This window comes from Bacillus sp. MM2020_4 (assembly GCF_011250555.1).
Classification (GTDB): domain Bacteria; phylum Bacillota; class Bacilli; order Bacillales; family Cytobacillaceae; genus Neobacillus.
The window spans coordinates 303,219-318,496 of record NZ_JAANMZ010000001.1; the positions used below are offsets into that span (position 1 = coordinate 303,219).

At 39.5% G+C, this 15,278-nt stretch carries 13 protein-coding genes; all 13 read left to right on the forward strand.

All coding sequences use genetic code 11. The annotated features are described in order from the left end of the window. The first annotated feature begins 156 nt into the window (after positions 1-156). The 13 genes from pyrH to G6554_RS01600 all read left to right on the forward strand — a co-directional run bounded on the left by pyrH (position 157) and on the right by G6554_RS01600 (position 15,277). Positions 157-882: a UMP kinase gene (gene pyrH, locus G6554_RS01540; protein ID WP_007087750.1), complete on the forward strand. Its 726-nt coding sequence runs from the start codon at positions 157-159 to the stop codon at positions 880-882. Continuing rightward, complete coding sequence (frr, locus tag G6554_RS01545; RefSeq protein WP_166238023.1) at positions 882-1,439, forward strand: ribosome recycling factor; 558 nt, start codon at positions 882-884, stop codon at positions 1,437-1,439. The genes pyrH and frr overlap by 1 nt, the downstream gene beginning before the upstream one ends. 220 nt (positions 1,440-1,659) lie before the next feature. Next, positions 1,660-2,436 carry an isoprenyl transferase gene (locus tag G6554_RS01550; RefSeq protein WP_166238025.1) on the forward strand — a complete coding sequence of 259 codons (777 nt, stop codon included), beginning with the start codon at positions 1,660-1,662 and terminating at the stop codon, positions 2,434-2,436. Between the two features lie 27 nt (positions 2,437-2,463). Further along, positions 2,464-3,249 carry a phosphatidate cytidylyltransferase gene (locus G6554_RS01555; RefSeq protein ID WP_166238027.1) on the forward strand — a complete coding sequence of 262 codons (786 nt, stop codon included), beginning with the start codon at positions 2,464-2,466 and terminating at the stop codon, positions 3,247-3,249. A gap of 35 nt (positions 3,250-3,284) precedes the next feature. Beyond that, positions 3,285-4,427 carry a 1-deoxy-D-xylulose-5-phosphate reductoisomerase gene (dxr, locus tag G6554_RS01560; protein ID WP_166238029.1) on the forward strand — a complete coding sequence of 381 codons (1,143 nt, stop codon included), beginning with the start codon at positions 3,285-3,287 and terminating at the stop codon, positions 4,425-4,427. A gap of 18 nt (positions 4,428-4,445) precedes the next feature. Then, positions 4,446-5,705: an RIP metalloprotease RseP gene (rseP, locus tag G6554_RS01565; RefSeq protein WP_166238031.1), complete on the forward strand. Its 1,260-nt coding sequence runs from the start codon at positions 4,446-4,448 to the stop codon at positions 5,703-5,705. 153 nt (positions 5,706-5,858) lie between these two features. Then, complete coding sequence (locus G6554_RS01570; RefSeq protein ID WP_166238033.1) at positions 5,859-10,199, forward strand: PolC-type DNA polymerase III; 4,341 nt, start codon at positions 5,859-5,861, stop codon at positions 10,197-10,199. 222 nt (positions 10,200-10,421) lie between these two features. Further along, a complete protein-coding gene (gene rimP / locus G6554_RS01575) occupies positions 10,422-10,892 on the forward strand; it encodes a ribosome maturation factor RimP (protein WP_166238035.1) in 471 nt (156 codons plus the stop codon). 44 nt (positions 10,893-10,936) lie between these two features. Beyond that, on the forward strand, positions 10,937-12,061 hold the full coding sequence (gene nusA, locus G6554_RS01580; protein WP_166238037.1) for a transcription termination factor NusA: 1,125 nt from the start codon (positions 10,937-10,939) through the stop codon (positions 12,059-12,061). 14 nt (positions 12,062-12,075) lie between these two features. Then, complete coding sequence (gene rnpM / locus G6554_RS01585) at positions 12,076-12,348, forward strand: RNase P modulator RnpM (RefSeq protein ID WP_166238039.1); 273 nt, start codon at positions 12,076-12,078, stop codon at positions 12,346-12,348. 9 nt (positions 12,349-12,357) lie between these two features. Beyond that, positions 12,358-12,660: a YlxQ family RNA-binding protein gene (locus G6554_RS01590; protein WP_166238041.1), complete on the forward strand. Its 303-nt coding sequence runs from the start codon at positions 12,358-12,360 to the stop codon at positions 12,658-12,660. Positions 12,661-12,683: 23 nt separating this feature from the next. Next, complete coding sequence (infB, locus tag G6554_RS01595; protein ID WP_166238043.1) at positions 12,684-14,999, forward strand: translation initiation factor IF-2; 2,316 nt, start codon at positions 12,684-12,686, stop codon at positions 14,997-14,999. Further along, a complete protein-coding gene (locus G6554_RS01600; RefSeq protein ID WP_166238045.1) occupies positions 14,996-15,277 on the forward strand; it encodes a DUF503 domain-containing protein in 282 nt (93 codons plus the stop codon). The genes infB and G6554_RS01600 overlap by 4 nt, the downstream gene beginning before the upstream one ends. Position 15,278 lies beyond the last annotated feature (1 nt).

A 15,278-nucleotide genomic window follows, 5' to 3' on the forward strand; every position in this document is an offset into this window, starting at 1 on the left:
TAGCTTAAAACTGATAAGGGAATGTTACTGTAATAGATTTTTGAATAGGGGACACGGTGTGTTCCCTATTTTTCAAGAATAGAAATTCAAGAAACATCTAGCCTAAGCGCCTAAATAAGGCGCTTACGGTTAAAAAAATACATAGTGGAGGTTTATATGAGCGGTCCTAAGTATAAACGCGTGGTTTTAAAATTGAGCGGAGAAGCACTTGCTGGTGAGTCTAGCTTTGGAATTAAACCTTCTGTCATCAAATCAATTGCGATTCAAGTGAAAGAAATAGCAGAACTTGGAGTAGAGGTAGCTGTCGTTGTTGGCGGCGGCAATATTTGGCGCGGGAAAATCGGCAGTGAAATGGGTATGGACAGAGCAACGGCGGATTATATGGGTATGCTAGCAACAGTAATGAATTCGTTAGCACTTCAAGATAGTTTGGAGCACTTAGGAATTGAATCACGTGTGCAAACCTCGATCGAAATGCGTCAGGTAGCTGAACCGTATATTCGACGACGTGCTATTAGACATTTAGAGAAGCAGCGGGTCGTTATTTTTGCGGCCGGAACAGGTAATCCGTATTTCTCAACTGATACAACTGCAGCACTAAGGGCAGCAGAAATTGATGCTGAGGTTATTTTGATGGCAAAAAATAATGTCGATGGGGTATATTCTGCAGACCCTCGCATTGATGCAAATGCCACAAAATATGAAGATTTATCATTCCTAGATGTAATTAAGGAAGGATTAGCAGTCATGGACTCAACTGCATCGTCCTTATGTATGGATAATGATATTCCACTAATTGTTTTCTCAATTATGGAACAGGGAAATATTAAAAGAGCCGTTATGGGTGAAAAAATTGGAACAGTCGTTAGGGGGAAAAACTAATGCCAAATCAAATTATCTCAGCCACTAAAGATCGAATGACAAAAGCGATTCAGTCCTATGCTCGTGAGCTTGCCAGCATTCGTGCGGGCAGAGCCAGTGCCTCGCTGCTGGATCGGATTACCGTTGATTATTATGGAGCACCAACACCAGTGAATCAAATGGCAGGGATCACGACTCCTGAAGCTAGACTTCTTGTAATTCAGCCATATGACAAATCCATTCTTGGTGATATTGAAAAAGCTATCCTGAAGTCTGATCTAGGGTTAAACCCGACTAATGATGGTCAGATTATTCGGATTGCCATTCCACAGCTGACAGAGGAACGTCGGAAAGAACTTGTAAAGGTAGTCAAAAAAGAATCTGAAGAAGCGAAAGTTGCGCTCCGTAATATTCGCCGTGATAGCAATGATTCATTGAAGAAATTAGAGAAAAATGGTGATATTACAGAGGATGCCCTTCGCGGCTTTTCTGAGGATGTTCAAAAACTGACTGATGAATACATTCAAAAAATCGATCAAATCACGAAAGAAAAAGAAAAAGAAATATTAGAAGTGTAAGAATGATCAGACCCTCTCTTTAGGGGGTTTTTTTCACTATTTTTGGGTTTTATCCATTATTCTTAATTCCAAATTACCTACATAAGTTATTATTAGAGATATCTTCTAGTTTTTTTGGTATGATAAAACCAGCTAACTAGAATTACATAGCTGCACCCGCGTTACATTGGAAATGATTTATTTTCGGAGGAAATGATTAACGAACTTAAGGAGCAATGTTATGTTTAAAAAATTTATACTAGGGAAGAGGCAAACTACCACTTCCACACTCCGAGATAAAGTAGAAAAGATAAAAAAGCTGCCTGTTCCTGAGCATGTCGCTATTATTATGGATGGTAATGGACGATGGGCTAAGAAAAGGGCGTTACCGCGTATTGCCGGTCATCATGAGGGGATGAAGGTTGTTCGTAATACGACGATGCTGGCAAACGATATAGGAATAAAAGTCTTAACTTTATATGCCTTTTCAACCGAGAACTGGAAACGGCCCAAGAACGAAGTGGAATACATTATGAAACTGCCCGAAGAATTTTTAGGGACCTTTCTTCCTGAATTAATTGAGAATAATGTTCAAGTAAAAATGATGGGATATAAAGATCAGCTTCCAGTTCATACCCTAAGAGCAATTGAAAATGCAATGGAAGAAACCAAAAATAATAATGGGCTCATTCTAAATTTTGCCTTAAATTATGGAAGTAGAGCTGAGATTCTTGATGCGGTCAAGCAGGTCTTAAATGATAATAAAAATGGTATACTAAAGGAGACGGAGCTTGACGAAAAAGTCTTTTCGTCTTACCTAATGACGACAAATTACACGGATCCTGACCTTTTAATCAGAACCAGTGGTGAAATCCGTTTGAGTAACTTTATGTTATGGCAGTTAGCTTATTCAGAATTATGGTTTACTGAAGTGTTATGGCCTGATTTTAGTGAGGAACATTTACTGGAAGCCATCGAGGCATTCCAAAATCGTCAGCGGCGATTTGGAGGAATATAATAAGCAACAAAGGTGTTGAATTAGCATATGAAGCAAAGAATCATAACAGGAGTCGTCGCGGCAGCATTATTTTTGCCAATTGTTTATTATAGTGGGTTTCCACTCATATTACTAACGTATTTTTTAGCGACCGTTGGTTTGTATGAATTATTAAAAATGAAAAATCTAAATATTTTCTCTATACATGGCATCCTGTCGATTTTATTTCTATGGGTACTTATTTTTCCAGAGAAATATAGTGATTTCTTGGATACCTTTTATTATACAAAAACAGAATTGTGCATTGTGATTATTTTATTGTTATTGGCGTACACGGTAATTACCAAAAATCGTTTTACCTTTGAAGATGTCTCTTTTTCCCTTCTTTCCGCCCTTTATGTGGGAATTGGCTTTTACTTTTTCTTTGAAACAAGAGTAGATGGGGGATTAGTTTATATTTTATATTCCTTATTTATGATTTGGGCAACGGATTCAGGTGCGTATTTTATCGGAAAAGCTTTGGGAAGAAGAAAGCTCTGGCCGGAAATAAGCCCTAATAAAACGATTGAAGGATCATTAGGCGGTGTGGTTTGTGCCGTTATTGTAGCTATTCTTTTTGTATTACTCACAGATATAAAAGGGTCCATCATTGCCATCACGATTGTCCTTTCTGTTTTTGGACAAATTGGCGATCTTGTTCAATCCGCTTTCAAGCGCCATTTTAATGTGAAGGATTCTGGCAAAATATTACCTGGTCATGGTGGTATACTTGACCGCTTTGACAGCCTTATCTTTGTTTGGCCAATATTACACTTATTCCACCTCTGGAGTTAAGTGGTCTGTTTTTGATTTTATAGGAGTTGAATGGTTTGAAATTAATTAGTTTATTGGGTGCATCAGGATCTGTTGGATCACAGACGATTGATATTATACGAGAGCATCCTGCAGAATTTAAGTTAGCAACATTTTCCGTAGGGAAAAATATTGATTTTGCACGAAAATTGATTGTCGAATTTAACCCTGAGCTTGTTTCCGTACAAGATTATGGCGACTGTCAAACATTAAAAGCAGAGTTTCCAAAAACGAAGTTTACTTACGGCAACGAGGGATTAATTGAGGTAGCTGTATATGAAAAGTCGGATATCCTGGTTAATGCGGTTCTAGGAAGTGTAGGGCTCCATCCTACCTTACAAGCAATTGAATCAGGAAAAGCGATTGCTATTGCTAATAAAGAAACACTTGTTACGGCGGGCCATTTGGTTATGGACGCTGCGACAAAGTATAATGTACCACTTCTTCCAGTAGACAGTGAGCATTCAGCTATTTTCCAGGCCCTGCAAGGGGAAAGGGATAAAAATATTGAAAGATTAATCTTAACAGCATCTGGTGGAAGTTTTCGTGACAGGACCCGTGATGAATTAGAAAATGTCACAGTTCAAGATGCCTTAAACCACCCGAATTGGTCGATGGGTGCGAAAATTACCATTGATTCCGCCACGATGATGAATAAAGGTTTAGAGGTCATTGAGGCCCATTGGCTTTTTCAAATGCCGTATGAAAAAATTAATGTATTGCTCCATAAAGAAAGTATTATCCATTCAATGGTGGAATTTCAAGACTCAAGTATCATCGCCCAACTTGGAACACCGGATATGAGAGTTCCGATTCAATATGCACTCACATACCCAGATCGCTTGCCGCGACCATCCGCGAACCGGTTGGATTTAGCAAGTGTCGGGCAACTACATTTCGAGGAAATGGATGTAGACAGATTTCGTTGCCTGCAGTTTGCCATTATGGCTGGAAAAGCAGGTGGAACGATGCCGACTGTTTTGAATGCAGCTAATGAAGTTGCAGTAGCAGCGTTTTTGGAAGGTAAGGTTCGTTTCTTGCAGATTGAAGATTTAATTGAGAAGGCATTAAACACTCATCAAACCATTGAACATCCTAGTTTGATGACGATAGAAGAGGTAGATAAAGAAACGAGAAAGTATATATATTCACTTCTATAAAAAAGGGTGGTTTTATTATTGACTACAGTTATTGCCTTTATTGTGATTTTTGGCGCACTCGTTTTCTTTCATGAGTTAGGACATTTTATTTTCGCTAAAAGAGCCGGTATCCTTTGTCGCGAATTTGCAATTGGTATGGGACCTAAAGTGTTTACCCATAAAAAGGGTGAGACCACCTATACGATTCGTTTATTGCCAATTGGCGGTTTTGTCCGAATGGCCGGGGAAGATCCGGAAATGGTTGAAATCAAGCCAGGATATCGAATTGGTCTATTGATGGGCAAGGATAATTTGGTAAGTAAGATTATTTTAAACAATAAAGAAAAATATCCACAATGCCGGATTGTTGAAGTAGAGTATGCTGATATCGAAAAGGATTTAGTGGTTAAGGGATACCCGGAAGATGAGAATGAAAGTTTGCAGACTTTTACGATTCATCCGAAGGCAGTCATTGTTGAAAATGGGATTGAATCACAAATTGCTCCCATTGATCGTCAATTTGGTTCCAAGACATTATGGCAAAGGTTTTTAGCAATATTTGCTGGACCGGCAATGAACTTTGTTCTAGCTTTTGTTGTTTTTATTATCATTGCTTTATTACAAGGGGTCCCATCGAATGATCCCAAATTGGGGGTAATAACTCCTGACGGAGCTGCCAAAGCCGCAGGTCTACAGGAGGGTGATCTTGTTCAAAGCATTAATGGTTCCGAAATTTCAAGCTGGTCAGATGTCGTTGAAGTCATTCGCAATAATCCCAATAAGAAACTTGATTTCTCTGTCATTCGCGAGGGTAAAGAAACTGAGATACAGGTAACGCCACTTGAAAAGACAGTCGAAGGCAAGAAAATGGGGATTATTGGTGTCTATAGCCCTGTGGAAAAGTCACCTGTTCAAGCAGTTAAATCTGGTTTTACTGAAACCTATTTTTGGACGAAGCAAATATTTGTCATGCTTGGTAAATTAGTCACCGGTCAATTTTCAATCGATGCGCTGTCAGGGCCTGTTGGAATTTATAATTCAACTGCGGAAGTAGCGAAATCGGGTATTTATTATTTAATGAAATGGGCTGGGATTTTAAGTATTAATCTAGGGATTATGAATTTATTACCAATCCCTGCGCTTGACGGCGGCAGATTGATGTTCTTTGCGGTTGAAGCAGTTAGAGGGAAGCCAATTGACCGCCAAAAGGAAGGGATGGTTCATTTTATCGGATTTGCCCTCCTTATGCTGTTGATGCTTGTCGTTACATGGAATGATATTCAAAGGTTTTTCCTCTAAAAGAAAAGTTTTTTATTCCTAAATTGGGATCGCAGCTGCGGTCCCAATTTAATTTTTTCCAGCACACTCATTCTGTCGAATTTCGGCGAATGATTATAGAACTTGTGCTATAATTAACCGTTGATAAAGAAAAATTTATAGATTTTCAAATAGATGGGAGAGAGACTCTTGAGCGAACATGTCCTTGGCAATAAAGAGCGATTCCAACTCTTGCTCCAGCAGCTGCAAATGATTGAGGATGCTGTAGTGGTACATTTCAATAATGCGCAAATAGAAAGACTTCAAGTTGAAAAAAAGGCGAGAAAGTGGCATTTTCAGTTTTTATTTGAAAAAATCCTTCCTTTTAACGTCTATCTTAGGTTTTCAACACAACTAGAGAGAACCTTTTCAAGCATTGCCTCCATTTCCTATGATATCAATGTAATGAATCAAGCCTTTTCTCCAGAATTATTTAAGGAATATTGGAGTTATTGTATTCAGCAAATTGATGGGATTTCGCCACCACTTTTAAAACTGCTAAATGAACAAATTCCAGATGTCAATGGGAATAAGCTAACCATAAGCGTAAGAAATGATATGGAGGGTCTAGCGTTAAAACGGAAATACGGCCCAGTGCTTGGCGATATTTTCCAATCCTTTGGATTTCCGTTGCTTGCAATTGAAACAAACATAAAAAATGACGAAAAAAATGATGAATATCAGCAATTTTTACTTGCTAAACAAAAGGAAGACCAGGAACGTGGCTTATTAGCTATGGTTGAAATGCAAAAGAAAGAAGCTGAAAAGGATTACTCTGGTGGTGAAGTACAGGATGGTCCGCTCACGATTGGCTTAACGATTAAAGACGATAGCGACTTCCGTAGTTTAATTGATATTGTCGATGAAGAACGAAGAGTTGCTGTAGAAGGATATATCTTTAATGCTGAGATAAGAGAATTAAGAAGTGGCCGTTCACTGTTAACCTTTAAGATCACCGACTACACCAGTTCCATTATGGTGAAAATGTTCTCAAGAGATAAGGAGGATGCTGCCCTTTTCCAGCTTGTGAAAAAAGGAATGTGGGTTAAGGTCCGTGGGAGCATTCAAAATGATACCTTTGTTCGTGACCTTGTCATGATTGGAAACGATATTAATGAAATCAAACCAGTTGGACGCAAAGATACCGCACCAGAGGATGAAAAACGAGTTGAACTGCATCTCCACACACCAATGAGTCAAATGGATGCAGTAACTCCTGTAAGTACCTTGATTGCTCAGGCAAAAAAGTGGGGACATAAGGCTATTGCCGTGACCGATCATGCCGTAGCGCAATCCTTTCCTGAAGCATATGGGGCGGGAAAAAAGAATGATATAAAAATTCTTTATGGGGTTGAGGTCAATCTAGTCGATGATGGGGTGCCAATCGCATACAATGATGCTCATCGTTTACTTGCGGAAGACACCTTTGTTATTTTTGACGTGGAAACCACAGGACTTTCTGCCGTATATAATACGATTATCGAACTTGCTGCAGTAAAGGTGAAGGATGGGGAAATCATTGACCGCTTCGAGTCATTTGCTAATCCACATCATCGTCTCTCCGCGACAACCATCAATCTAACAGGGATAACGGATGATATGGTTCAAAATGCCCCTGAGATCGATGCAGTCATAAGAGATTTCCATGATTGGATTGGGGATGCCGTTTTGGTCGCACATAATGCATCCTTTGATATGGGTTTTCTCAATGTTGGCTATAAAAAGATCGGACTGGAGAAGGCGAAAAATCCTGTCATTGATACACTTGAACTTGGACGATTCCTTTGTCCAGAAATGAAAAACCACCGCTTAAATACACTGACGAAGAAATTTGATATTGAATTAACCCAGCATCACCGTGCCATATATGATGCAGAAGCAACAGGTTATTTACTTTTAAAAATGCTAAAAGATGCCCTTGAAAAGGGGATCGAATATCATGATGAATTTAACGATAATATGGGAAAAGGGAATGCCTATCAACGTGCACGTCCCTATCATTGCACTCTTTTAGCGCAAAACGAACATGGCTTAAAAAACCTATTTAAACTTGTTTCGATCTCACATATTGAGTATTTTTACCGAGTTCCGCGAATCCCAAGATCGGTTCTCCAAAAATATCGTGATGGCATTCTTGTAGGTTCAGCCTGTAATAAAGGTGAAGTGTTTGAAGGAATGATGCAGAAGTCACCCGAAGAGGTAGAAGCACATGCCCGCTTCTATGACTATCTTGAGGTCATGCCGAAAGAAGTCAATGCGCCTTTAATTGAAATGGAATTAGTCCGCGATGAAAAAGCGATGGAAGATATTATTAGTAAAATCGTGATACTTGGCGATAAATTAGGTCTGCCTGTCGTGGCAACAGGGAATGTCCATTATTTAAATGAAAATGATAAAATCTATCGAAAAATCTTAGTTAACTCTCAAGGCGGTGCGAACCCGCTAAACCGCCATGAACTTCCGGACGTTCATTTCCGCACTACCAATGAGATGCTCGATGCTTTTTCATTTTTGGGCGCGGAAAAGGCCAAGGAAATCGTGGTTACGAATACGAATAAAGTTGCTGACATGGTGGAGAACATTAAACCTATAAAAGACGATTTATATACACCGAAGATTGAAGGCGCAGAAGAAGAGATGCGCCAAATGAGTTATGAAATGGCCCATAAAATTTATGGTGATCCGCTTCCGGAAATTGTTGAGGCTCGTTTAGAGAAAGAACTTAAAAGTATCATTGGACATGGTTTTGCGGTTATCTATTTGATTTCGCATAAACTTGTAAAAAAATCACTGGATGATGGCTATCTGGTTGGATCACGGGGATCCGTTGGCTCCTCCCTTGTCGCAACAATGACAGAGATTACCGAGGTTAACCCGTTGCCGCCGCATTATATATGCCCTACATGTAAGCAGTCTGAGTTCTTTAATGATGGATCCGTTGGCTCTGGATTTGACTTACCTGATAAAGATTGTCCGAATTGTGGGGAAAAATACCGCAAGGATGGACACGATATTCCATTTGAAACCTTCCTCGGTTTTAAAGGAGACAAGGTACCCGATATCGATTTGAACTTTTCAGGGGAGTACCAGCCGCGTGCACATAACTATACGAAGGTTCTATTTGGTGAAGATAAGGTATTTCGGGCTGGGACAATCGGTACGGTTGCCGATAAAACAGCCTTCGGTTATGTAAAAGCCTATCAGCAGGATAATAATTTGCAAATGCGGAATGCAGAAGTAGAACGACTAGCGTCAGGGTGTACTGGCGTAAAAAGAACGACTGGTCAGCACCCCGGGGGGATCATCGTTATCCCAGATTACATGGATGTGTATGATTTTTCACCGATTCAATTTCCGGCGGATGATCGAAATTCTGAATGGAAAACAACCCATTTTGACTTCCATTCCATCCATGATAATGTTCTGAAGTTAGATATTCTGGGGCATGATGATCCGACTGTGATCCGGATGCTTCAAGATCTAAGTGGAATTGATCCCAAAACCATTCCGACGGACGATCCTGAAGTCATGAAAATATTTAGCAATACCGAATCCCTTGGAGTAACAGAACAGCAAATTATGTGTAAAACAGGTACGCTCGGTATTCCTGAGTTTGGAACAAGATTTGTTCGGCAAATGCTGGAAGATACGAAACCGACAACTTTTTCGGAACTTGTTCAGATTTCAGGTCTGTCGCATGGGACTGATGTTTGGCTCGGGAATGCCCAGGAATTAATTCATAATAGAATTTGTAATCTTAGTGAAGTGATCGGCTGTCGTGATGATATCATGGTTTACTTGATCTATCAGGGACTCGATCCATCATTTGCTTTCAAAATTATGGAATCTGTCCGTAAAGGAAAAGGCTTAAGCGAAGAAATGGAAGCAGAAATGCGCAAAAATGAAGTACCCGAATGGTATATTGACTCTTGTAAAAAGATTAAGTATATGTTCCCGAAAGCACACGCAGCAGCGTATGTACTAATGGCAGTAAGGATTGCTTATTTTAAAGTCCATCTTCCGCTTATATATTATGCGGCATACTTTACGGTCCGGGCAGAGGATTTCGATATTGAAACCATGTCAAGAGGCGGAGAGGCGATTCGCGCAAAAATAGAAGAACTTAATGCAAAAGGTCTTGAGATTTCGAATAAAGAGAAAAACTTGTTAACTGTTCTTGAATTGGCACTTGAAATGACCGAAAGAGGTTTTGTCTTCCAAAATTATGATCTATATCATTCAGATGCATCAGACTTTATTATTGACGGAAATTCCTTGATTCCTCCGTTTAATTCCATCCCAGGTTTGGGAACAAATGCAGCCTATAATATCGTCAAGGCTAGAGGCGATGGTGAATTTTTATCAAAAGAAGATTTGCAGCAGCGCGGTAAAGTATCCAAAACTATTCTAGAATATTTGGATAAACAGGGTTGTTTAGCATCTCTCCCAGAGCAAAACCAGCTTTCTTTGTTTTAGGCTGGAATCCCGATAACAAAGCGCTTTTGCATTGGTTGCATTTGCATATATATTATGGTTATGGTATAGTTTTATTGGAAATACTAAGAAATACTCTCGTGTTCAAGAGTGGGGAAACCCACTCTTTCGTCTTTGTTATAAAGGTTTTTGATGAGTAATTTGATAAAACTTTCCGTGAACTACATAGAATATGGGTGAAATAGATAGAAAAGGAGGGAAAGCATGAGCAAAGTAACGGAAGTTGTAGAAGAACTGGCGACACCACTTTTTCAAGAGCTTGGTCTGGAATTAGTTGACATTGAATATGTAAAGGAAGGAAAAAACTGGTTCCTTCGTGTATATATTGATAAAGATACAGGTGTGGATATTGAGGATTGCGGTTTAGTTAGTGAGCGGCTAAGTGAAAAACTCGATGAGATTGACCCGATTCCCCATAACTACTTTCTTGAAGTGTCATCTCCAGGTGCCGAACGTCCATTAAAAAAAGAAAAAGATTTCGAAAAGGCAATCGGCAAAAATGTCTTTATTAAAACCTATGAACCGATAAATGGAGAAAAAAGCTTCGAGGGAACCTTACTTGAATTTGATGGTCAACTTGTAAAAATTGAAATTAAGATTAAAACTCGCAAAAAAATAATTGACATTCCATTTGAAAAAGTGGCAAATGCACGACTTGCAGTTATTTTTTCGTAAGAGGAAAAAATAAAAATTGAAAAAGACTAGGGGGATACAAGGAAATGAGCAGCGAATTATTAGATGCTCTTACAATTCTGGAAAGAGAGAAAGGTATTTCCAGGGACATTTTAATTGATGCAATTGAGGCGGCATTGGTATCTGCATACCGCCGTAATTTTAATCAGGCACAAAATGTCCGCATCGACTTGAATTTACAAGCGGGCTCTATGCGTGTTTTTGCCAGAAAAGAAGTGGTTGATCAGGTATTTGACCCACGTCTTGAAATTTCTTTAGAAGATGCGGTGCGTATTAATCCGAATTATCAAGTAGAAGATGTTGTTGAAATGGAAGTAACGCCAAAAGACTTCGGACGGATTGCTGCGCAAACAGCTAAACAGGTTGTAACCCAACGTGTAAGAGAAGCGGAAAGAGGAATTATTTATTCTGAATTTATCGACCGTGAAGAAGATATCATGACAGGTATTGTCCAAAGGTTAGATTCTAAATTTATTTATGTCAGCCTTGGAAAAATAGAAGCTTTATTACCGGTTAATGAACAAATGCCTAATGAACGATATAAACCGCATGACCGTATCAAGGTATTTATAACAAAGGTTGAAAAAACAACAAAGGGTCCGCAAATATTCGTATCACGAACACATCCTGGATTATTAAAACGATTATTTGAAATCGAAGTGCCGGAAATTTATGATGGCACAGTAGAAATTAAATCAGTGGCTCGTGAAGCAGGGGACCGTTCGAAGATTTCCGTTCATTCTGATAATCAAGAGGTTGACCCGGTTGGTTCCTGTGTTGGACCAAAAGGTACTCGAGTTCAAGCAGTTGTCAATGAATTAAAGGGTGAAAAAATTGACATTGTGAAATGGTCTGACGATCCCGTTGTTTTTGTCGCAAATTCATTGAGCCCTTCTAAAGTTCTAGATGTAATGGTGAACGAGAATGATAAAGCAACAACAGTGGTTGTCCCAGATTATCAACTTTCATTGGCAATCGGAAAACGAGGACAAAATGCCCGTCTTGCTGCGAAATTAACAGGTTGGAAAATTGACATTAAATCAGAAGCGGAAGCACGTGAACTAGGGATTTATCCACGTGAAGAACCGATTAGGCTGTTTGATGATCAGGTTGACACCGATTTTGAATATGAAGATGAGATAGACGATTAGGTGAGGTGAAACGTGTGAACAGTAGAAAAAAAGTTCCAATGCGCAAATGTGTGGCAACCGGTGAAATGAAACCGAAAAAAGAACTCGTTCGCATCGTTCGCTCCAAGGAAGGCGACATATCTATCGATTTGACTGGGAAAAAGTCCGGAAGAGGCGCCTACCTTTCAAGGGACAGAGAAGCAGTTTTACTAGCCAAGAAAAAAAACACCTTGTCAAATCTTTTAGAGGTTTCGATTAATGATTCTATTTATGAAGAACTACTTGAGCTAATAGAGAAGGAGAACTGACCATCCAACATGAAACAAAATCAATGGATGTCATTACTTGGCTTGGCCAATCGAGCGCGTAAAATCATATCAGGTGAAGAGCTTGCCGTTAAAGAAATACGGAACGGAAAAGCAAAGCTCGTTTTATTAGCCGCAGATGCATCTGACAATACGACTAAAAAAATTTCAGATAAATGTAATTCCTATCAAGTTCCATTAAAAAGGGTGGAAGATCGTTATCTTCTAGGTCAAGCAATTGGCAAAGATGCCCGCGTGGTGGTAGCTGTTTTGGATGATGGATTTGCAAAAAAACTGGTAACGTTGCTCGATTAAATCTAGCGGGGGTGAAATAATAAGTGAGTAAAATCCGTGTTTATGAATACGCAAAGAAACACAATATATCTAGTAAAGAAATTATCAATAAATTAAAAGAAATGAATATAGAGGTCTCCAATCATATGGCAACAATAGAAGATGCTGATATTAAGAAACTCGATGCAGCCTATAATAAAAAAGAAACAAATCCAACACAACAAAAACCGAATAATAATGGTTCTCAGAACCGATCTAATGCACGTCCTTCTGGGCAGCAGAATCGTCCTAATCAAAGTCGGCCGGTTCAGTCATCAGGAAAAAAACCTCAAGTGCAGTCCAACACACCTAAAGCATTCGAGGAGGCTTCAGATAAAAATACTGCCCCTAGCAAGGTAAAGGTTGTTTCACCTCCAAAAAAGGTTGAGGGTAAAAAGCAAAATCAAGAAACTCAATCAAAAGAAAATAAAGTGTTTAATAACGCTGATAAAGCTAAGTCAAGACCATATAATAATTATCAAAATCGCAATAACAATAATAATAAAAAGAAAAAATCTCATACACCAGTACAACAGGCACAGCCTGTGAAGAGAAAAGAAAAAGAGCTTCCGGCTAAAATTACTTTTAGTGAATCATTAACAGTGGGAGAGTTGGCGAAGAAGATTTACCGTGAACCTTCTGAAATCATTAAAAAGCTCTTTTTACTTGGGGTAATGGCAACCATCAATCAGGTTTTAGACAAAGATGCCATTGAATTGATTGCCGGCGAGTACGGGGTAGAAGTTGAGGAAGAAATTAAGATTGATACAACGGATCTTGAGGTTTACTTTACAGAAGATTCGCCTGAATCTTTAGTTGAAAGACCTTCAGTTGTAACCATCATGGGGCACGTTGACCATGGTAAAACAACCTTGCTTGATTCGATTCGAAACACGAAGGTAACCGAGGGTGAAGCTGGAGGTATTACACAGCATATCGGTGCCTATCAAGTGATTGATAATGGAAAGAAGATCACTTTCCTCGATACACCAGGACATGCTGCTTTCACAACCATGCGTGCCCGCGGCGCGAAAATTACGGATATTACCATCCTTGTAGTTGCAGCTGATGATGGTGTTATGCCACAAACAGTCGAAGCGATTAACCATGCAAAAGCAGCTGAGGTTCCAATTATTGTTGCTGTTAATAAAATGGATAAAGAAGCTGCAAATGCTGATCGTGTTATGCAGGAATTGACAGAACACGGGTTAGTAGCGGAAGCATGGGGTGGGGATACTATATTTGTTCCACTTTCCGCAAAAACAGGCGAAGGGATTGATAACCTGCTTGAAATGATTCTTCTTGTAGGAGAAGTAGAAGAATATAAGGCAAATCCTAATCGTAAGGCTGTTGGAACTGTAATCGAAGCACAATTAGACAAGGGACGCGGTTCAGTTGCAACCTTGCTTGTGCAAAATGGTACACTTAAAATTGGTGATCCAATTGTTGTAGGGAATACACATGGTCGTGTTCGGGCAATGGTGAATGATAAAGGCCGCCGTGTAAAAGAGGCTGGACCATCCACTCCTGTTGAAATTACTGGATTAAGTGATGTTCCGCAGGCCGGAGATCGTTTTGTCGTGTTTGAGGATGAGAAAACAGCCCGCCAAGTTGGGGAAGCACGTGCAGGGCAAGCATTAGCTGCACAACGTGGTGAAAAGTCCATCGTGAGTTTAGAAAATCTATTTGAACAGTTGAAGCAAGGTGAAATGAAGGATCTGAACATCATCTTGAAGGCGGATGTTCAAGGTTCTGCCGAAGCCGTTGCTGCTTCCTTACAAAAAATAGATGTACAGGGTGTTAATATCAAAATTATTCACAGTGGTGCTGGTGCGATTAATGAATCGGATATCACTCTTGCTGCAGCATCAAATGCGATTGTGATCGGCTTCAATGTTCGTCCGGATGTAAATGCGAAGCGTGCAGCAGAAGCAGAAAAAGTGGATGTTCGTCTTCACAGAATTATTTATAAGGTAATTGAGGAAATCGAAGCAGCCATGAAAGGGATGCTAGATCCTGAGTTTGCAGAAAAAATTATTGGTCAGGCAGAAATCCGTCAAACCTTTAAGGTATCAAAGGTTGGAACGATTGCAGGTTCTTACGTAACGGACGGGAAAATAACTCGCGATAGCGGTATTCGCCTAATTCGTGACGGAGTTGTCATATTCGAAGGTCAAATTGATGCCTTAAAACGTTTCAAAGACGATGCTAAGGAAGTTGCCCAAGGCTACGAATGTGGAATTACAATTAAAAACTTTAATGATGTCAAAGAAGGAGATATCATTGAAGCTTACGTAATGGAAGAAATTGAACGGAAATGATAATCGGTTTAGCGGAATGTGAGTGTATGATTTATGATGCGCATTCTTTAAAAGAAAAACGAGCTGTTTTGCAAAGGATTCTTACACGTCTAAAACAGAAGTTTAATGTTTCTGTCGCCGAGGTGGACTATCAAGATGTATGGCAAAGAACGAAAATTGCCATTGCTGTCGTTACCTCTTCAAGGGCTTCGACTGAACATGAATTGCAAAATGCTTTAAAACTTATCGACTCATTTCCAGAAATAGAAAGAACAATCACCGAGATTGATTGGCTTTAAC